Consider the following 18,195-nt stretch of genomic DNA (forward strand, 5'->3'; position numbering starts at 1 on the left):
ACCATGCACTCTGAAAACAACAGCTGGATTCTGTCCGCCCAGTGCCCCAGCCGTCTGGGCACGGTGGACGTGGTGACCCGCTTCCTCAAGGAGCAGGGCTGCTACATCACCGAACTGCACTCCTTCGACGACTACCGCGGCGGGCAGTTCTTCATCCGCGCGGCCTTTCTGCCGGAGCAGGCGGATTTCAATGGCGACGGCTTCCGCGAGCAGTTCACGGCGCGGGCGTCGGCCTTCGACATGCACTTCGAGCTGACCCCGCCGGACTATCGTCTGCCGGTGGTGATCATGGTCTCCAAGACCGATCACTGCCTCAACGATCTGCTCTATCGCTACCGCACCGGGCAGCTGGCGATCGACGTGCGCGCCATCGTCTCCAACCATCCGGATCTGGAGCCGCTGGCGGCGTGGCACGGACTGCCCTATCACCATCTGCCGATCACCCCGGAGACCAAGGCGGAGCAGGAGGCCGAGGTGCGCCGGGTGGTCGAGGAGAGCGGGGCGGAGCTGGTGATCCTGGCGCGCTACATGCAGGTGCTGTCGCCCGAGCTGTGCCACCACTTCGCCGGCCGCGCGATCAATATCCACCACTCGCTGCTGCCCGGTTTCAAGGGGGCCAAGCCCTACCATCAGGCCTACGAGAAGGGCGTGAAACTGGTCGGTGCCACCGCCCACTACATCAACGACGATCTCGACGAGGGGCCGATCATCGCCCAGGGTGTCGAGGCGGTCGACCATGCCCACTACCCCGAGGATCTGGTGGCACGCGGCCGCGACATCGAGTGTCTGACCCTGGCGCGGGCGGTGCGCTATCACCTGCAGAAACGCGTCTTCCTGCACGCTGGACGCACGGTGGTGCTCTCCGGCTGATGCCGGCTCGGCGCAGGCACCCGGTGTCTACCGGAAAACTGCCGAAAGCCCGTGATCCCACGGGCTTTTTTCTTGCCTAGCCGTCAGCGGCGGGCCACAATGCGCGGGCACGGAAGGGGAGTATCCCGCCGCCGGCGCTGCGTGCGCCGCCGGTCGATGATGTCGTCAGCACGGGCCACATTGCCCCGGGGTCATCGGTTGTTCGGGCACCCAGCGGGTGCCGCGGCCAGCGGGAGAGACTTTCGGTGACGTTCACCGTCAACCGGAGGTTTCCTCATGCATGTCCCCCTGTGGGTCTGGCTGGCTACGATTGCCGGCATCGCTGCCCTGTTCGTCTTCGACTTCTATGCCCACGTGCGCAAGCCGCACGCGCCCAGCTTCCGCGAAGCGGCCTGGTGGTCGGTCTTCTTCGTTGCCCTCGCCATGCTCTTCGGCGGAGGGCTGTGGTGGGTCTGGGGGCCGCAGCACGGCGCCGAGTACTTCGCCGGCTTCATCACCGAGAAGAGCCTCTCGGTCGATAATCTGTTCGTCTTCCTGATCATCATGTCCAAGTTCGCGGTGCCGCCGGCCTATCAGCAGAAGGCGCTGCTGATCGGGATCGTGATCGCGTTGATCATGCGCGGGCTGTTCATTGCGGTGGGGGCGGCGGCGATCGCCGAGTTCAGCTGGGTGTTCTACCTGTTCGGGCTATTCCTGCTCTATACCGCCGTCCAACTGATGCGCGAGGGCGCCGGGGGCCACGACAGCAACGAGGAGTACGAGCCCAACGCCATCGTACGTTTCGTGCAGAAACGCCTGCCCGCCACCGACGAGTATGATCGCGATCGCCTGCTCACGTTGCGCAACGGCAAGCGTCTGGTGACACCGCTGTTCATGGTGGTGGTGGCCCTGGGCATGACCGACGTGCTGTTCGCGCTGGATTCGATCCCGGCGATCTACGGGCTGACCAAGGAGCCCTATATCGTCTTCACCACCAATGCCTTCGCGCTGCTCGGCCTGCTCCAGCTCTACTTCCTGATCGGCGGGCTGCTGTCACGGCTGGTCTATCTGGGCATCGGGCTGTCGCTGATCCTGGCGTTCATCGGGGTCAAGCTGATCATCGAGGCGATGCACACCAACAACCTGCCGTTCATCAACGACGGCCAGCCGCTGCACCTGGTGCCGGAGATCCCGATCTGGCTGTCGATGACGATCATCGTCGGCACCCTGGTGGTCACCACCGTCGCCAGCCTGATCAAGAGCCGTGGGCAGCAGCAGGCCGGCTGAGCGCCGGCGCCGCGGTATAGATCCGGTGCAGTAGCGCGCGGATCTGTGACATGGGGATGGCCTGTTCCGGCCCGGGCGGCAACGCACCGGGCCGGAAACCGTTGTGGAGAAAACCTTCGAGCAGCGCCGGATCGCCGCTGATCACGTGCAGCGGCACGTCCTTGCCCGGGCTCGGGCCGATGATGCTCGGCGCGGCCTGGTGATCGCCGAGGATCAGCATCAGCGTGTGCTTGCCGACCTGGCGCTCGGCGAAGCCCGCCGCCGCCTGCAGGGCGTAGTCGATGGCCGGCGCATAGTGGGCGCGCATCGCCTCGGTGTTCTGCCATAGCGAGGCGTAGTCGTCGCCGGCACCAGCCCAGCGCGAGAACACCTCGCCGTCACCGACGCGGTTCCAGTCGACCAGCGTGATCACCGGCGACCAGGGAGCGTGGCTGGAGAGGGTGGCCAGTTCGGCGAAGGTGGCGCGCGACGCCGGCGTGGTGGCGTTCGTGGATGCCGCTGCGGCATCCAGATAGTCGCCCACGCGTTTCCAGGTGAACTGATCGGGCATGCTGGCCCAGCCCATCGGCGGCCCGCGGTAGCCGAGGCTGTCGGCGGTGTGGATCTCGTCGTAGCCGAGCTGGCGGCCTTCGGGCCAGTCGCGGATGATTCCCGGCATCACCGCCAGGGTGCGGTGGTCGCTGGCGGCGAAGTCGTCGACCAGGGTCGAGTGGTGGCGGTTGAGCATCAGCTCGAAGCGTAGCTGCGAGGTGATCGGCAGGCCGCTGAGCAGGGTGGCGTGGTTGAGCCAGGACTGTCCGCCCAGGGTCGAGGCGGTGACCCGACCGGTGACCATCGATAGCCCTGCGGCGGCCAGCTCGGCTTGTACCTGGGCGAGACGCGGGCGGATCTCGTCGGCGAAGGGTTCGCGCTCGATGGCGGCGACCCCGTAGGACTCGATGAAGCCCAGTACCACGTCGGTCCCCGCCAGCCCCGGCAGTGCCCGCGCTCCCGGATCGCTCTGGAGCTCGCCGCCGAACGCCGCCAGGGCGTTACGTGTCTCCAGCGCCCGCTGCCACTCGAAGGTCACGAAACCCAGCGCCGGGCTGCCGATCGGCGTGGACTCGAGGCGGCCGGCGTACTGCAGCGCCAGGCCGCCGGCACCGACTGCCAGCAGCACCACCCCCAGGCCGCGCGGCAGTGGAGGGCGATGGCTGGCCGCCAGCAGTGCCGTCAGCGCCCAGCCCACCGCGAACAGTGCCAGCCCCAGGCCGCAGGTCAGCGCCAGGGTCAGCGGCAGGCCCAGATTGGCGACCAGCAGCTCGATCAGAATCGGCAGCAGCGACACGTCGGTATAGAGATTGATCGAGCGCCCCTGCATCGCCTGCATCAGGCCGTCGCCGAGTGCGCCCAGGGCGATGGTCACGCCGATCAGCGCGACCGCGGCACAGGCCCAGCGGCGCAGACGTGACGGCGGCAGCAGCAGGAGCAGGCCGATCAGCAGCGGCGCCTCCAGCGCCAGCCAGTGGTGTGGGGGGAAGCCGGCCCAGGGTAGCTCGGGGGTGAGCAGCAGGGCATTGAGCAGCAGCCATGCCAGCAGCAGGCGCCAGCCGGCCTTGGCCCTGGCCGACTCGAAGGAGAGCGTCATGAGTCTTCCTGAATCCGGTGATCGTTGGGTTGCGGCCCGAGCATAGCACCGCCTATCGCCCGGGGGCTGCACAGGGGCCGGGCGATGCGCACCCGGTAAAGGCAATCGGCGCGGGCGCGGTGGCGGCAGCCACGTTAGACTGTCGATTTTACGCTATAGGGAGAGCTGCCATGCCATCCGCTCAGGAACTCATCGTCGAGCCGAGTCACGGCCGCGCCGCCGACGCCTGTGTCATTCTGCTCCACGGTCTCGGCGCCGATGGCCATGACTTCGAGCCGCTGGTGCCGGCGCTGGGCCTGGATGCGACGCTTTCGGTGCGTTTCGTGCTGCCCCATGCGCCGCAGTTGCCGGTCACCGTCAACGGCGGCATGAGCATGCCGGCCTGGTACGACATTCTCGAGATGAATCTGGGGCGGCGGGTCGATGTCGCCCAGCTGCGCGCCTCCGCCGAGCGGGTGCAGGGCCTGATCGAGGCGCAGATCGAGGCCGGCATCGACAGCCGGCGGATCATCGTCGCCGGTTTCTCCCAGGGCGGGGCGGTGGCCTACGAGGCGGCACTGTCATGCCCGCATCCGCTAGGTGGGCTGCTCGCGCTCTCGACCTACTTCGCCACCGCCGACAGCATCGCGCTGGCCGCGGAGAATCGTCAGCTGCCGATCGAGGTACACCATGGCAGCGCCGATCCGGTGGTGCCCGAAGCGCTGGGCCGCGAGGGCGCCGAGCGGGTCGAGGCGCTGGGCTATCCGGTGCACTATCGCACCTACGACATGGGCCATAGCCTGTGCCCCGAGCAGGCCGGCGACATCGCGGCCTGGCTCCAGGCGCGGCTGGGTTGAGCGGGTATCACGATGCACAGCATGGACGATATCGGCCGCGCCGCCGACGACCCGCGGCTATCGAGCCCGGCGGCGCAGCGTAATCGCGCCCCCATCGCCGCGATCCTGCGCCAGGTGCTGCCGGCCCGCGGCAGCGTGCTGGAGATCGCCAGCGGCAGCGGCGAGCACGCCGTCTACCTGGCCGAGGCGCTGCCCGGCCTGCACTGGCAGCCCTCGGACCCGAGCCCGGAGGCGCTGCGCTCGATCGCGGCCTGGCGCGAGGTCGCCGCGCGCCCCAATCTGCTGGCGCCGCTGGCACTCGATGTCACCGCCGAGTGGCCCAAGATCGAGGAGCTGGTGGCCGTGTGCGCCTTCAACCTGCTGCACATCGCGCCCTGGGCGGCGGCGGAGTCACTGTTCGCCGCCGCCGGGCGCCAGCTACCGCCGGGTGGGCTATTGGTGCTGTACGGGCCGTTCCGGCGCGCCGGAACGCCGCTGGCCGAGAGCAACTCGCGCTTCGACGAGGCGCTGCGTACGCGTGATCCGCGCTGGGGGATTCGCGATCTGACGGCGCTGGAAGCGCTGGCCGCCGAGGCCGGGCTGGAGGCGCTGCAGGTGCATGAGATGCCGGCCAACAACCTCTGCCTGGTGTGGCGGCGGGTCGCCTAGGACTAGCCGCGACGGGGATGGCGGCTTCCGCTGCCCCCGATCGCTGCGACTCGACTACACTGAAGTTCATTCCCGACGGCCGACAAGGAGTAACGCCGTGTCAGACTTTTCCGTGGAATTCCGGATGCCCAAGGGCTGCCCCAACTGCGGCAACCACATGATGAAGGTCTCCCAGGCCAAGCAGCCCGACGATGGGGTCTTCTGCACCTCGTGCAATACCGAGGTGTGCGCCTGGGACCAGGCCGAGCGGATTCTCGACGAGACCCCGCGCAGCGAGTCCGAGCAGTTGATCGAGGATGTGATCAACAACAAGAAGCCCGATAGCGACGACGAGTGACGCGTGATACGACGCTGACGTCAGAGAGCCCCGGCCGAGTGCCGGGGCTTCTTCGTTTGGGGTTCTCCAACTGGGGTTGTCGCAGGCCTCCGAGAGGGGCGGGGCGAGGCCCCGCCGCCTGGCGTCACGACAGCGTCACAGCAGCTCTTCGGCCGCCAGCGCCAGGCGCGAACGCTCCACGCTCTTGAGCGTGATGTGTCCGGCATGGGGCCAGTTGCGGAAACGCTCGACCACGGCGGCCATGCCGCAGGTGCTGGCGGTGAGGTAGGGCGTGTCGATCTGGCCGACGTTGCCCAGGCAGACGATCTTGGTGTTGCGCCCGGCACGGGTGACCAGGGACTTGAGCTGTTTGGGGGTGAAGTTCTGGGCCTCGTCGATGATCAGGAAGGTATCGTTGAGGGTGCGCCCACGCATGAAGGTGGGCGAGCGGATCTGCACCCGCGAGCCGATCAACTGGCGGGTGGCGCCGTCGCTCCAGCTGGTCGAGCCCTCGCGCTCGTCGCGCAGCAGGTTGTCCATGTTGTCGTGGAAGGCACCCATCCACGGTGACATCTTCTCCTCCTCGGTGCCGGGCAGAAAGCCGATGTCCTCACCCATGGGGATGGGCGCGCGGGTGAAGACGATACGTTCGAACTGCTTGGCGTCCAGCGTCTGCTGGAAGGCCGCGGCCAGGGCCATGAAGGTCTTGCCGGTCCCCGCGCTGCCGGCCAGGGTGATGAAGTCGATCTCCGGGTCCATCAGCAGATTGAGGGCGAAGTTCTGGCGGCTGTCGTGGGCATGCACGCCCCAGACGCCGTCGTGGTGGCGGTAATTGGTGAGCAGTTGCAGGGTGGCGCGGCGCGGCGAGTGGCTGCGCACGATCGCTTCGAAGTCGGCGCCGTTGTCGCTGTCGGAGACCAGCATGCCGACATGCCAGTCGTCGGGAATCGCGCCTTCCAGGTGGTAGAGGGTGTGCCCCTCGGCGCGCTCGACCATCACGTCGACGTCCAGCGACTCCCACAGGCCGTGGCCGTCACGGCCGGCGTCGGCATAGACCTTGGCGCCCTCGATCATGGCATCGAGATCGTCGAAAGCCTTGTCGCTGAGGTAGTCCTCCACCGGCACCTTGAGCGCGGCGGCCTTGACCCGCAGGTTGATGTCCTTGGTCACCAGGATGACGGAGGCGTCGGGACGGTCGCGGCACAGGCGGCAGGTTTCGGCGAGAATGCGATTGTCCGGAGAGTCCTCCAGGGTCTCCAGCGGCTCCAGGTCCTGATAGCAGAGGAAGCGCAGACGGCCGGCGGCTCCGCCGCTGACGCGGGGGATGGGAATGCCTTGCTGAATCTCCTCGGGCGTGACGTGGGCGGTGAGGTCGGAGAGAGTGCGGCTGATCTGGCGGGCGGTGCGAGCGATCTCGCGCATGCCGTTCTTGTGCTTGTCGAGCTCCTCGAGCACGGTCATGGGAATGACCACATCATGCTCTTCGAAATGGTAGAGGGCTGCGGGGTCGTGGATCAGGACATTGGTGTCCAGTACGTAGAGCCTGTTCGCTTTCTTGTCGATACGCACCATCGGCAAAAGCACTCCTGTGAGTTCAAGGCTTCTCGACCCTGACAGAGTGCCATGACAAGTCGATGTCGGGCAGGAGACTCCGTCAGTGCCACTGTCGTGTCGGACGCAAGAACGGTGTCGGCGTTACCTCCCTGACGTAACGGAGTCATTATCAGAATGAGCCCAAGCGACAGAAACTTCTACCCCCGGGAAACGGAAATTAGTGTCGCTCCCAGTGCAGGTCCGCTGCGTTGCGGTTCGCCTGACGCTTTTCATGCCGGGCAGACAGCAAAAAGCCCCGCACGGGGCGGGGCTTTTTCGAGGTAGGGCTTGCTGGTGTCGGCCAGCGACGGATCAGATGTTGTCGTCACCGCGCTTGGTCTTCTGCGGATCGACCTGGGCGATCGCCGGTTCGTCGCCGCTGCCCTGGTCGAGCTTGGCCAGCAGATTCTCCGACTGACGCTTGAAGGCGGCCAGCGCCTTGCCGGTCAGCTGCTGCGAGTCCGGCAGCTTCACGCGCATGGCGTCGACCTGACGGTTGTTGACCAGGATCTCGTAGTGCAGATGCGGCCCGGTGGTGCGGCCGGTGTTGCCGGAGAGGGCGATCTCCTGGCCCATCTTGACCCGGTCGCCGGGTTTCACCAGCGCCTTGCTCAGGTGCAGGTAGCGGGTGACATAGCCGTTGTCGTGACGGATCACGATGTACTTGCCGGCGAGCGGGTGGTTGACCACCTTCTCGACCCGGCCGTCGGCGGGGGCATCGATCGGGGTGCCGCTGCGCATGGCAAAGTCGGTGCCCTTGTGCGGGCTGATCCGGCCGGTGACAGGATGGTGCCGGCGCAGGTTGAACGGCGAGCTGATGCGGTAGTGACCCTGGAAGGGGTAGCGGTCGAAGGCGGGATCGAGGCCGTTGCCGTCCGGGGTATAGAAGTGGTCGTCGGCGCTGTTGCGGATCACGGTCAGATCCATGCGCTGGCCTTCGTACTTGGCGGCGAGGATCTTGGAGTCCAGCGACTGGCCGTCGATCATGTCGGATTCGACCAGCACCTGGAAGTGATCGCCGGCGCGGGCGTCACGGCGGAAATCGAGCTTCTTGGAGAGCACGTGGGTCAGTTCGGAGACCTCGGCGCTGGAGAGCCCGGTGGACTGCGCCGAGAGCGCGAAGGAGCCGCTGACGGTGCCGCTGAACATGCGCTGGGTGGCTTCGCCGGCTTTCTCGATCGGCGAGTAGGCGAACTCGGCGGTCTCGCTGTCGCGCTCGATCAGGTAGCCGTCGCGGGGGTTCTTCATCACCCGCAGGGCCAGCAGCTGGCCATTCTCGTCGAGCTTGTAGTCGAAGGTACGGCCGACCCGCCAGCGGGTCAGCACCTTCTTGTCCGGCACGGCGCCGAGGATCTGGGTCACGTCGCTGTACTCCAGGCCCAGGGTGCGCTCGGCGGTCAGGGCGAAGGAGTCGCCCTTCTGGATGGTGTAGCTCTGCCACTCCGGCACGTAGTGCTCGTTAGAGGCGATCTCGCTGCCGAGATCGGGATCGCCGTTGGGGTCGAGCGCCCCATCGGAAGTCCAGTCCTCGTAGGAGGTGCCGCCGATGTCGTCGTCGCTGTCGCTGTTGGCCGCGTAATCCTGGCCGCTGGCACCCAGCGCCAGGGCCGACTTGAGCGCCGTGGCGGCGAGCAATGGGGCACCGGCCGTCGCCGGAGCACTGGCCGCGGGGATATCCTCGCTGGCCTGCGCCTGGGGGATCAGATCGACATCCATGACTTCCAGCGGCTTCAGCTGCGCCAGCGGAATATCGTCGGAAAGACGCTGGAGCGCCGAAGGGCCGTCTGCCTGATCATGATCGCCAGCCGAGGCGATGATCGACTGGGAAAGTGTGGCGGTCGAGGCGACGGAAATCGGTGTCTGCGCTTTGTCGGCGTGGTCGAAGACGCCGATGATCTTTTGCGTACCCAGCACGGTAACCATCGTGGCAACCGGAAGCAGCAACACTTTATGAGTGCGGGGTAGCGAATGGAAAATTCGCAGCATGAAGGTGAAGGCCCGAGTAAAAAAGGTGACAAACTAATATAAAGGCTCGGGAACCATACCTCATGGCGGTATTAATTGCCTAGTCTGTATTAATGTACAGCACCGTATCCCAGGCGCCATGGGGTGCGAAGAAGAGTGGCGCGGTGTCAAGAAGATGTTTTGCAGCCTAACCTTCCGGGCGTAGTTTCGGCCCGCTCTGACAGGCTTTTTGCACCAATATGGTGCGCAAAAAAACGTCGCTATTTTGCGCCAATGGCGTCGCGTAAAACCCTTGTATCACTTTTCGATGGCGTCGAAAAATAGCTTCCTGGCAGCGCGGGAAGGGGCTGCACGATGGTGTCAGATACGGGTGCCCGAGGCCAGAGTGCACGCACCGAATGGCAGCGTGCAACGGGTTTCTCGACGCCTTCGACGCGGTAAACTGACCGGGGCGCGGCGTTCCTGCCCGGGCCCATGAGCGTTGTTCAGCCGGAGACGAGCGCATGCCGAGAGTGACCTTGCTGCAGTGGCAGATGCTGGCGGCGGTGGCCGACCATGGGGGGTTCGCCAAGGCGGCAGAGGCGATCCACAAGAGCCCCTCGACGCTCAACCATGCGATTCACAAGATCGAGGAGCAGCTGGGGGTGCGCCTGTTCGAGCCCAAGGGGCGCCAGGTGGTGCTGACCGAGGCCGGCGAGATGCTATTGCGCCGGGCGCGCCAGCTGATCGAGAACGCGGCGCTGCTCGAAGATGTCGCCGAGCGCCTCGCCGGCGGCCTCGAGGCGGAGATCACGCTGGCGGTGGATCAGATCTTTCCCGGGCACGCGCTGGCCGAGGCGCTGACTCAATTCTCGGCGGCCTATCCCCACGTGCGCGTGCAACTGCACGAGACCGTGCTCAACGGTGCCGTCGAAATGCTGTACGAGTCGCGCGCCGACCTGATCATCTCGGGCTTCAGCCCGCAGGGCTTTCTGGGTCAGCCGCTGGTGGACATTCCGTTCATCGCCGTGGCCCACCCCGAGCATCCGTTGCACGGTCTGGGCCGGGCGCTCGATCTGCGTGACCTGGAAGGCCATCGCCAGCTGGTGGTGCGCGACTCCGCCATGCGTCACCGGCTGGACTCAGGCTGGCTGAAGGCCGAGCAGCGCTGGACGCTGTCGCACCTCTCTACCTCCATCGACATGCTCGAGCGCGGGCTGGGCTTTGCCTGGGTGCCGCAGACGCGTATCCAGGCAGCGCTCGACGCCGGCCGGCTGAAAGCCCTGCCGCTGCGGGTCGGCGGTATCCGCTACGCCTCGCTGCAGATCGTCCATCGCGATATCGATGGCGCCGGTCCGGCGACCCAGGCCTTGGCGCAGGCGCTGATCGAGGCAACCGTCACCAGCTGCCGTGATGCAGAGCCGCTGCTGCTCCAGGAGGGGGCGGAGGCGCGGCAGATCCCACTGGCCGACGAGCAGACCCAGTAAGGTTCGTCTGTGCCGAACGGTGGCAGCGAATTTATGCGCTCGATATTCGATCCCGGCACTCTATGCTGAAGACGAATCCCGCGCCTGGCGCGCCGGCAATATGAGAAAGAGGGAGAGACGCATGGGCCTGTTGGTCAACGGTGAATGGCAGGACAAGTGGTATGACACCCAGAGCCACGGTGGGGAGTTCGTGCGCGAATCCGCCAAGCTGCGCGACTGGGTCACGGCCGACGGTGAACCCGGGCCGGACGGGCAACCGGGCGTGCGCGCCGAGGCCGGGCGCTTTCATCTCTACGTCTCGCTGGCCTGCCCCTGGGCCCACCGGGCACTGATCATGCGCAAGCTCAAGGGGCTCGATACGCTGATCGGGGTCTCCCACACCAGCCCACTGATGCTCGATCAGGGCTGGTCGTATCACCGCGACGAGGGCGCCAGCGGCGATGCCATCAATGGGGTCGAGTATCATCACCAGCTCTATACCCTGACCGACCCGCGCTACACCGGACGAGTCACCGTGCCCGCGCTGTGGGACAAGCAGCAGGGCCGGATTCTCAACAACGAGTCGGCGGAGCTGGTACGCATGTTCGACTCGGCCTTCGATGGGCTCACCGGCAACCGGCTCGAGTTCTACCCCGAGGATCTGCGCGAGGTGATCGATGCGGTCAACGCCGATGTCTATGACAACGTCAACAACGGCGTCTACAAGACCGGCTTCGCCACCGAACAGTCGGTCTACGAGAAGCACTACGAGGCGTTGTTCGCCTGTCTCGACCGACTCGAGGCGCGTCTTGCCGAACAGCGCTACCTGGCCGGGGCCTGGCTGACCGAGGCGGATATCCGTCTGTTCACCACGCTGATTCGCTTCGACGCGGTCTACTTCGGTCACTTCAAGTGCAATCGCCGGCGGATCGAGGACTACCCGCAGCTCGCCAACTACCTGCGCGAGCTCTACCAGTGGCCGGGCATCGCCGAGACGGTCGACTTCGACCATATCAAGCGCCACTACTATTACAGCCACGACACCATCAACCCGACACGCATCGTGCCGCGGGGGCCACAGCTGGATCTCGAGCGCCCCCATGACCGCGGACGGCTGGAGGGCCACGGTATCCGCGAGCGCGATTGATGCTTCGCCGACGTGTGATGCCGCGGGCAGGCGCCCGGGGCTGGCAGATTCAGATGTGATGTCTCAGGTATGGCGGCGCAGCCAGCGATCCAGCGCATTGGCAAACTCGCGCCGCTCGGCGTCGCCGTAGGCGTCAGGGCCCCGGGTCTGCTCGCCGCTGGCGCGCAGCGTCTCCAGGAAGTCGCGCATCTGCACCTTGGCGCGCACATTGTCGGCGCTCAGCCGCTCTCCGCGGGTGGTCATGACGTCGGCGCCGCGCTCGATCACCTCCTGGGCCAGCGGCAGGTCGCTGGTGATCACCAGGTCACCGGGGCTCAGCGAGGCTGCGATCAGGTCGTCGGCGGCATCGAAGCCGTGGGCCACGCTGCGAGCCTTGACCCAGGCCGAGGGTGGCAGCGGCAGGGCGTGGTTGGCGACCATCCAGGTGCGGGTATGGGTGCGCTCGGCCGCGCGCAGGATGATCTCGCGGGCCGCCCGCGGGCAGGCGTCGGCATCGATCCACAGGGTCACGGCGGGTGTCTCCGCCGCCGGCTCTTGGGGCACATCTCGGGACATCGGCGGTTCTCCTGGGGCCTGATGAGGGTGCTGATGATAGGCACTCGCGATTCTAGCCGTGATGGGCCGTGCACTCACCCTTCGGTGGCAAGCGGGAGCAAGGGGCGGAAAAGGAGCAAGGGCGAAAAAGAGGGGGCGGGAGACAGAGAGGGCTAGATGTAGGAAATTTACGATCGTGTTGGAGGTGAAGCTTCACCCATGGTATAGTTGCGCTTCCTCGCATGTGTTGACCCCACCATCCTGCCGATATGTCTGCAATCCACACCATCGACCCGTGAGTCGATGCCACTACCGGACGTATCTCGTGTACGACGCACGGCGCAAGCCGATTTCTGCGTCCGGATGCAACGATGGCGCGCTTTCAGCGGTCGATGATTCTCACGACCGGGCGCAGCAAGGTCGCCACAGACGTCTCCGACCCGGCACTCGCGCCGACTCGGTGACAATGCCAGGTGCGACCGGTGTCGGTCGGGCCACAAGCCCGCGGCACCATGACATTTTTGCCGGTACCCCCACCGGCCACTCCAAGGTGTGAAATGACCTCGACTGTAGTTGCGACGCCTAGTTTTGGCGAACTGGCGCTATTGCCGGAAGTACTCTCTGCCCTCGATACCCTGGGCTATGAAACGCCATCCCCGATCCAGTCGCAGACCATTCCTGCGCTGCTCGATGGCCGTGACGTGCTGGGCCAGGCCCAGACCGGCACCGGCAAGACCGCTGCCTTTGCTCTGCCGCTGTTGAGCCGTATCGAGCTCGATCGGCGTGAACCCCAGGTGCTGGTACTGGCACCGACCCGCGAGCTGGCCCAGCAGGTGGCCGTCTCGTTCTCCAAGTATGGACAGAATCTGAAAGGTCTCGAGATCGCCACCCTGTGCGGCGGTCAGGAGTACCGTGAACAGTTGAGCGCGCTCAAGCGTGGCGCTCAAGTGGTGGTCGGCACCCCGGGCCGGATCATCGATCACCTGGATCGTGGCAGCCTCAAGCTGGAAGGGCTCTCCGCGCTGGTGCTCGACGAAGCCGACGAGATGCTGCGCATGGGCTTCATCGACGACGTCAAGCGCGTGGTCGCCGACGCCCCCAGCGACTCCCAGCGGGTATTCTTCTCGGCCACCCTGCCGAGCGAGATCGAGCGCATCGTCAATCGCTATCTGGTCGATCCGGTCAAGGTGGCGATCGAGTCCAAGGTCAGCACCGGCGAGAACATCGAGCAGCGTGTGGTGCGGGTCGAAGGCCCGAGCAAGCTCGAAGCGCTGGCCCGTATCCTCGAAGTCGAGCCGGTCGACGCCGCGATCGTCTTCGTGCGTACCCGTGCCGCCTGCACCACGCTGGTCGAGCAGCTGACCGCCCGCGGCGTCAACGCCGCCGGCCTCTCCGGCGACCTCGACCAGAGCCTGCGCGAGCGCACCATCACCCGGCTCAAGCGGGCCAAGGTCGATGTGCTGGTGGCCACCGACGTGGCGGCGCGTGGTCTCGACGTGCCGCGTATCACCCACGTGGTCAACTACGACCTGCCGCAGGACTCGGAAGCCTACATCCACCGTATCGGGCGTACCGGCCGTGCCGGCCGTGACGGCGTGGCGATCACCTTCGCCGGCGGTCGCGAGACGCGCAAGGTGCGCTGGGTCGAGCAGGCCACCGGCCAGCCGATGACCGAGATGCCGCTGCCCGACGAGAGCGCCATCCGCGCCCATCGTGACGAGCGCTTCAGCGCGCGTCTGCTCGAGATGCTCGAAGCCGGTGCCGGCCAGCAGCGTGAGCTGATCGAGAAGCTGGTCGCAGAGGGTCATGACCCCGTCGATCTGGCCGCTGCCATGGCGACCCTGGCGCGTGCCGGTGAAGCCCCGATCGGACGTATCACCGCAGGTCCGGCACGCCGCGACAACCCGCGTGACGGCGGTCGTGATGCCGGCCGCGAGCGTGGCCCGCGTCGTCGCGACAGCGCCCCGCGTGAAGGCATGACCCGCTATCGCGTCTCGGTCGGCCACAAGGATGGCGTCAAGCCCGGCCAACTGGTCGGTGCGCTGGCCAACGAAGGCGGTATCGAAGGTGCCCGGATCGGTCGTATCGACATCCGCAACGCCTTCTCGGTGGTCGAGCTGCCCAGCGGCCTGCCCAGCACCATTCTGACCAAGATGGCGCGTGCTCGGGTCGCCGGCCGCTCGCTGGAGATCACCGAAGATCAGGGCGCGCCGGAGCGCGCACCGCGTCGCCGCAGCGACGGCGATGCGCCGATGCGCCGCTCGCGCGCCTGATCCCAGGCATCGCCGGCCCTACGCCGTCCCTGTTTTCAGGGGCGGCGTTTTTGTGTGCGTACCCCGCACCTTTGCGGGGGCGCCGCCGTCGCGGCCGCGATTCCGCCGGGAGCCGCTTGGGCCATGGTCGGACAGCCACCAATGATCATGGTGTGCAATAATCGTTTCGTTCGCTGAATCGAGACAGGTGTCGCGTCGGCGCCGCGCACTGGCGCCACCGACGGCTAAGGAAAGGCATGGTCAAGACGCTCAAGGACCAGCTCTACCAGGCGCTGCTGCGCAGCATGGCCAGCGGTCATCTGGAGCCCGGCCTGGTATTGCTGGAGGGCAATATCGCCGAGATCTTCGGCATGAGCCGCTCACCGGTGCGCCAGACCCTGGCGCGGCTGCACGACGAGGGAGCGATCAGTCGCTTTGAGGGGCGCGGCTATGTGGTCGGCCGCGGGCCGAGCGAGGTGGTACGGCGCTCGCTCACCGCCGCCGACTTCCGCGCCGCCGGCGGGCGCGCCTCGGTCAAGCGTACCGAGTCGTGGCGCGCGCTGGCCGAACGGGTCGAGCACGATGTGGTGCTCGGTTCGATGAAGGGGCGGCTGGAGCTCAACGAGCTGGAGCTCTCGCGTACGCTCGACGTCAGTCGCAGCGTGACCCACCGCATTCTGCTGCAGTTGCAGTCGCTGGGCGTGGTGGCCAAGGTCAAGTATTCGAGCTGGAACGTGGTGCCGCTGGACAGCGACCGGCTGCATCAGCTCTACGAGGCACGCCGCCTGCTCGAACCCTTCATGATCGGCAAGGCGTGTGAGCGTATCGGGGCAGACGACATCGCGCGCTATCTGCAGCGGCTGGCCCAGGCCGAGCGGCGCTATCCGCATATCGACCCGGGGCGGCTGGATGCGCTGGAGCACGACCTGCACCACGACGCCCTGGTCCACGGCGCCAATGACGAACTGCTGTCGATGCTGCAGCGCACCCGGCCGATCCTGCTGATCAGCAAGCACCTGCTGGGCGGTGAGATCGCACTGCCGCCGGAGGATCCCTTCTTCGCTGCCCACCGCCAGGTGTTCGAAGCGCTGGCGGCGGGGCAGGCGGCCCGCGCGAGTCAGACGTTGAGTGACCACCTGGCCTGCTCCGAGTCGCTGGTGCAGGCGCGGCTGGTCAACTTCCAGCGCGATGGCGATATCCGCATCCCCGCTTATCTGCGCTGGCTCAGCCGCTGCTGAGCGGCCGGCCCCTAGGCCGGCTTGCCATTCACCGCCGGGCCGTCGACCGGCAGCGCATTGTGGCGGCGCAATTCGCGGATGATGCCACTGTGGTCGAGATCGCCATCGCCCTGTTCGAGCATGGCGCCGAACAGGGCATCGGCGCGCTGGCTCAGCGGTAGCGACAGCCCCAGTTCGGTGGCCACGGCCAGTGCGGTCTGGGTGTCCTTGTGCTGCCACTTGGCCGGGCCCCCGGGGACGAAGTCACCGGCCAGCATGCGCTCGCCGTGCTGCTGGAGAATGGTCGAGTCGGCAAAACCGCCAAGCAGTGCCTGGCGCACCTGGGCCGGATCGGCGCCACCGCGCTCGACCAGCAGCAGCGCCTCGGCCACCGTGGCCAGAGTGTTGGCGACGATCATCTGATTGGCCAGCTTGGCCAGTTCCCCGCAGCCGGCTGGGCCGACATGGGTGGGGCGGCCCAGATGGCTCAGCAGCTCGCGGCTGGTCTCGAAGGCGGCGGCCTCGCCGCCGACCATGATCGCCAGGGTGCCGTCGATGGCGCCGCGTTCACCGCCGGAGACCGGGGCGTCGAGATAGTCGATGCCGCGGGCTGCGGCCGCTTTGGCCTGGCCGCGGGCGGTGGCCACGGGGATCGAACTCATCACGATCAGTTGGCTGCCGGCGGGCATGGCGGCGATCACGCCATCCGCGCCCAGCAGCACCTCATCGCATATCGGCCCTGAGCTGAGCATCACGATCAGGGTGTCGACCGTGGCTGCCTCGGCCGGGGTGGCGGCGAGACGGATGCCGTGATCCGCCAGTGGCGTCAGCTTGTCTCGGCTGCGGTTCCAGGCGCTGACGGCGTAGCCGGCAGCGGCCAGGCGGCGGGCGATCGGAGCGCCCATGATGCCGGTGCCCAGAACACCGACGCGTCGTTGTGTGGTCATCTCGCCTTGTCCTCGCCTATCTGTCTCGTGCGGGGCGCACGGATGGCGCGCCCCGGGGATGCACTGGCACGTGGCTGCTGCGTTGCCCTCGCCGGTGTCATTCGCCGCTGGTCGGCAGGATACGCCCCGGCGAGAGCAGCTCGCGGGGATCGAGCAGATGCTTGATCCCGCGCATCAGGTCGTACTCCGGCCCCGGCAGGGTGTCCAGAAAGGCAGCCTGCTTGAGCCGCCCGATGCCGTGCTCGGCGCTGATGCTGCCGTCGAACGCCTCGACGATCTCGAACAGGCGCAGCTCCAGGTCGTGGAGCAGGGGCGGGCGCTCGGCTTCCGCCAGCGTCGCCGGCGGCAGGATGTTGAAGTGCAGGTTGCCGTCGCCGATATGGCCGTAGGCGATCACCGTGGCCTCCGGGCAGGCTTCGGCGATGGCGTGGCAGGCCTGGGCGTGGAACAGCGACAGCGACGAGATCGGCAGCGAGATATCGGTGCGCAGATGCTCGCCGGTCTGCCGCTGACCCTCCAGCATCGCCTCGCGGATCAGCCAAAGCTGCTGGGCCTGGGCCTCGCTGGAGGCGAGGACGCCGTCGGCCAGCAATCCCGCCTCGGACCCCTGCTCGAACAGGGCCTCGATCATCGCATCGAGGTCGGCGGGGCCGCTCGCCGCGACCTCCATCAGCACGTAGGTGGGGTGGGCCGAGTCGAGCGGGTCGCGCAGCTCCGGTGCCGCCTGCATGGCCAGCTCCAGGCAGTGCCGCGGGATCAGCTCGAAGGCGGTGAGCAGATCGCAGCAGCAGCGTCGAGCCAGCGCATAGAGCGCCAGCACCGCATCGATGTCGGCGCAGGCGAGCAGCGCGGTGCGGGTGACCTGCGGCTTGGGGAAGAGCTTGAGCACCGCACCGGTGACGATGCCCAGGGTACCCTCGGCGCCGATGAACAGCTGCTTCAGGTCGTAGCCGGTGTTGTTCTTGTGCAGCGCGCGCATGTGGCTGAGGATGCGCCCGTCGGGCATCACCACTTCCAGGCCCAGCACCAGCTGGCGTGTCATGCCGTAGCGCAGCACGTTGATCCCGCCGGCATTGGTCGAGATATTGCCGCCGATCTGGCAGCTGCCCTGGGCGCCCAGCGCCAGCGGGAAGTAGCAGTCCGCCTCCTCCGCGACCTCCTTGAGCGTCTGCAGCACGCAGCCGGCGTCGACGCTCAGGCTGAAGTTCAGCGGGTCGAGCTCGCGCACCTGGTTCATGCGCTCCAGGCTGAGCACCAGCTCGGCGCGCTCTTCGTCCGGCATCGCCCCGCACACCAGCCCGCTGTGCCCGCCCTGGGGCACCAGCGGCACGTCGTGGCGGTGGCAGTAGGCGACGATATCGGCCACCTGGGCGGTGTTCTCCGGGCGTACCACGGCCAGCGGCATGCCGCCGCAGCGTCCGGTCCAGTCGGTGCGGTAGCGCGCCAGGTCATCTTCCTGGGTGAGCACGCCGCGCGCGCCCAGCAGTTTTTCGAGTTCGCCGATCAGGGCGTTGTCGTTACTCATCGTCATC

Annotated in this window: 15 protein-coding genes; 9 read left to right on the forward strand and 6 right to left on the reverse strand. The window is 66.9% G+C overall.

Features of this window, described 5'->3' with window-relative positions; all coding sequences use genetic code 11:
• Positions 1-3 precede the first annotated feature (3 nt).
• Together purU and DOM67_RS09680 are read left to right on the forward strand one after the other, a co-directional pair.
• On the forward strand, positions 4-870 hold the full coding sequence (purU, locus tag DOM67_RS09675; protein ID WP_110675438.1) for a formyltetrahydrofolate deformylase: 867 nt from the start codon (positions 4-6) through the stop codon (positions 868-870).
• A 276-nt stretch (positions 871-1,146) separates the two neighbouring features.
• Complete coding sequence (locus DOM67_RS09680; RefSeq protein ID WP_110675439.1) at positions 1,147-2,136, forward strand: TerC family protein; 990 nt, start codon at positions 1,147-1,149, stop codon at positions 2,134-2,136.
• Here the strand turns inward: DOM67_RS09680 and DOM67_RS09685 are convergent.
• Positions 2,105-3,763 carry a hypothetical protein gene (locus DOM67_RS09685; RefSeq protein ID WP_110675440.1) on the reverse strand — a complete coding sequence of 553 codons (1,659 nt, stop codon included), beginning with the start codon at positions 3,761-3,763 and terminating at the stop codon, positions 2,105-2,107. The two genes, DOM67_RS09680 and DOM67_RS09685, sit on opposite strands and share 32 nt — an antisense overlap.
• A gap of 170 nt (positions 3,764-3,933) precedes the next feature.
• Here DOM67_RS09685 and DOM67_RS09690 point away from each other — a divergent pair, with 170 nt between their 5' ends.
• The 3 genes from DOM67_RS09690 to DOM67_RS09700 all read left to right on the forward strand — a co-directional run bounded on the left by DOM67_RS09690 (position 3,934) and on the right by DOM67_RS09700 (position 5,584).
• Entirely contained in the window at positions 3,934-4,599 is a 666-nt protein-coding gene (locus DOM67_RS09690; RefSeq protein WP_110675441.1) for a dienelactone hydrolase family protein, read from the forward strand.
• 21 nt (positions 4,600-4,620) lie between these two features.
• Positions 4,621-5,247: a DUF938 domain-containing protein gene (locus DOM67_RS09695; RefSeq protein ID WP_110675442.1), complete on the forward strand. Its 627-nt coding sequence runs from the start codon at positions 4,621-4,623 to the stop codon at positions 5,245-5,247.
• 97 nt (positions 5,248-5,344) lie between these two features.
• Positions 5,345-5,584, forward strand: a complete 240-nt coding sequence (locus DOM67_RS09700) for a hypothetical protein (RefSeq protein ID WP_106418254.1) — start codon at positions 5,345-5,347, stop codon at positions 5,582-5,584.
• 135 nt (positions 5,585-5,719) lie between these two features.
• Here the strand turns inward: DOM67_RS09700 and DOM67_RS09705 are convergent, their stop codons facing one another.
• Positions 5,720-7,135: a PhoH family protein gene (locus DOM67_RS09705; RefSeq protein ID WP_110675443.1), complete on the reverse strand. Its 1,416-nt coding sequence runs from the start codon at positions 7,133-7,135 to the stop codon at positions 5,720-5,722.
• A gap of 333 nt (positions 7,136-7,468) precedes the next feature.
• Complete coding sequence (locus DOM67_RS09710; protein ID WP_348627299.1) at positions 7,469-9,079, reverse strand: peptidoglycan DD-metalloendopeptidase family protein; 1,611 nt, start codon at positions 9,077-9,079, stop codon at positions 7,469-7,471.
• Positions 9,080-9,624: 545 nt separating this feature from the next.
• Here DOM67_RS09710 and DOM67_RS09715 point away from each other — a divergent pair.
• Positions 9,625-10,587: a LysR family transcriptional regulator gene (locus DOM67_RS09715; RefSeq protein ID WP_110675445.1), complete on the forward strand. Its 963-nt coding sequence runs from the start codon at positions 9,625-9,627 to the stop codon at positions 10,585-10,587.
• 121 nt (positions 10,588-10,708) lie between these two features.
• A complete protein-coding gene (locus DOM67_RS09720; RefSeq protein ID WP_110675446.1) occupies positions 10,709-11,713 on the forward strand; it encodes a glutathione S-transferase family protein in 1,005 nt (334 codons plus the stop codon).
• A 63-nt stretch (positions 11,714-11,776) separates the two neighbouring features.
• Here the strand turns inward: DOM67_RS09720 and DOM67_RS09725 are convergent, their stop codons facing one another.
• Positions 11,777-12,268, reverse strand: a complete 492-nt coding sequence (locus DOM67_RS09725) for a YaiI/YqxD family protein (RefSeq protein WP_110675447.1) — start codon at positions 12,266-12,268, stop codon at positions 11,777-11,779.
• A gap of 536 nt (positions 12,269-12,804) precedes the next feature.
• Between DOM67_RS09725 and DOM67_RS09730 the strand changes: the two genes are divergently transcribed.
• Both DOM67_RS09730 and DOM67_RS09735 read left to right on the forward strand, forming a co-directional pair.
• The gene (locus tag DOM67_RS09730; protein WP_110675448.1) at positions 12,805-14,520 is read left to right on the forward strand and encodes a DEAD/DEAH box helicase; all 1,716 of its coding nucleotides are present in this window, start codon (positions 12,805-12,807) and stop codon (positions 14,518-14,520) included.
• A gap of 236 nt (positions 14,521-14,756) precedes the next feature.
• A complete protein-coding gene (locus DOM67_RS09735; RefSeq protein WP_110675449.1) occupies positions 14,757-15,737 on the forward strand; it encodes a GntR family transcriptional regulator in 981 nt (326 codons plus the stop codon).
• A gap of 11 nt (positions 15,738-15,748) precedes the next feature.
• On the opposite strand, the gene DOM67_RS09740 is transcribed toward DOM67_RS09735, so the two are convergent.
• Together DOM67_RS09740 and DOM67_RS09745 are read right to left on the reverse strand one after the other, a co-directional pair.
• Positions 15,749-16,822, reverse strand: coding sequence for an NAD(P)-dependent oxidoreductase (locus DOM67_RS09740; protein ID WP_348627300.1), 1,074 nt, complete (start codon positions 16,820-16,822; stop codon positions 15,749-15,751).
• A complete protein-coding gene (locus DOM67_RS09745) occupies positions 16,761-18,188 on the reverse strand; it encodes an FAD-binding oxidoreductase (protein ID WP_110675451.1) in 1,428 nt (475 codons plus the stop codon). Before DOM67_RS09745 ends, DOM67_RS09740 begins: the two co-directional genes overlap by 62 nt.
• Between the last annotated feature and the right edge of the window lie 7 nt (positions 18,189-18,195).

Source organism: Salinicola sp. RZ23 (assembly GCF_003206675.1).
In the GTDB taxonomy this organism is placed as follows: Bacteria; Pseudomonadota; Gammaproteobacteria; order Pseudomonadales; family Halomonadaceae; genus Salinicola; species Salinicola endophyticus.

Bases quoted from the DNA above. Each gene is read 5' to 3' on its own strand.
- purU (WP_110675438.1), top strand. From the start codon at position 4: ATGCACTCTGAAAACAACAGCTGGATTCTGTCCGCCCAGTGCCCCAGC.
- DOM67_RS09680 (WP_110675439.1), top strand. From the start codon at position 1,147: ATGCATGTCCCCCTGTGGGTCTGGCTGGCTACGATTGCCGGCATCGCT.
- DOM67_RS09685 (WP_110675440.1), bottom strand. From the start codon at position 3,763: ATGACGCTCTCCTTCGAGTCGGCCAGGGCCAAGGCCGGCTGGCGCCTG.
- DOM67_RS09690 (WP_110675441.1), top strand. From the start codon at position 3,934: ATGCCATCCGCTCAGGAACTCATCGTCGAGCCGAGTCACGGCCGCGCC.
- DOM67_RS09695 (WP_110675442.1), top strand. From the start codon at position 4,621: ATGGACGATATCGGCCGCGCCGCCGACGACCCGCGGCTATCGAGCCCG.
- DOM67_RS09705 (WP_110675443.1), bottom strand. From the start codon at position 7,135: ATGGTGCGTATCGACAAGAAAGCGAACAGGCTCTACGTACTGGACACC.
- DOM67_RS09710 (WP_348627299.1), bottom strand. From the start codon at position 9,079: ATGGTTACCGTGCTGGGTACGCAAAAGATCATCGGCGTCTTCGACCAC.
- DOM67_RS09715 (WP_110675445.1), top strand. From the start codon at position 9,625: ATGCCGAGAGTGACCTTGCTGCAGTGGCAGATGCTGGCGGCGGTGGCC.
- DOM67_RS09720 (WP_110675446.1), top strand. From the start codon at position 10,709: ATGGGCCTGTTGGTCAACGGTGAATGGCAGGACAAGTGGTATGACACC.
- DOM67_RS09725 (WP_110675447.1), bottom strand. From the start codon at position 12,268: ATGTCCCGAGATGTGCCCCAAGAGCCGGCGGCGGAGACACCCGCCGTG.
- DOM67_RS09730 (WP_110675448.1), top strand. From the start codon at position 12,805: ATGACCTCGACTGTAGTTGCGACGCCTAGTTTTGGCGAACTGGCGCTA.
- DOM67_RS09735 (WP_110675449.1), top strand. From the start codon at position 14,757: ATGGTCAAGACGCTCAAGGACCAGCTCTACCAGGCGCTGCTGCGCAGC.
- DOM67_RS09745 (WP_110675451.1), bottom strand. From the start codon at position 18,188: ATGAGTAACGACAACGCCCTGATCGGCGAACTCGAAAAACTGCTGGGC.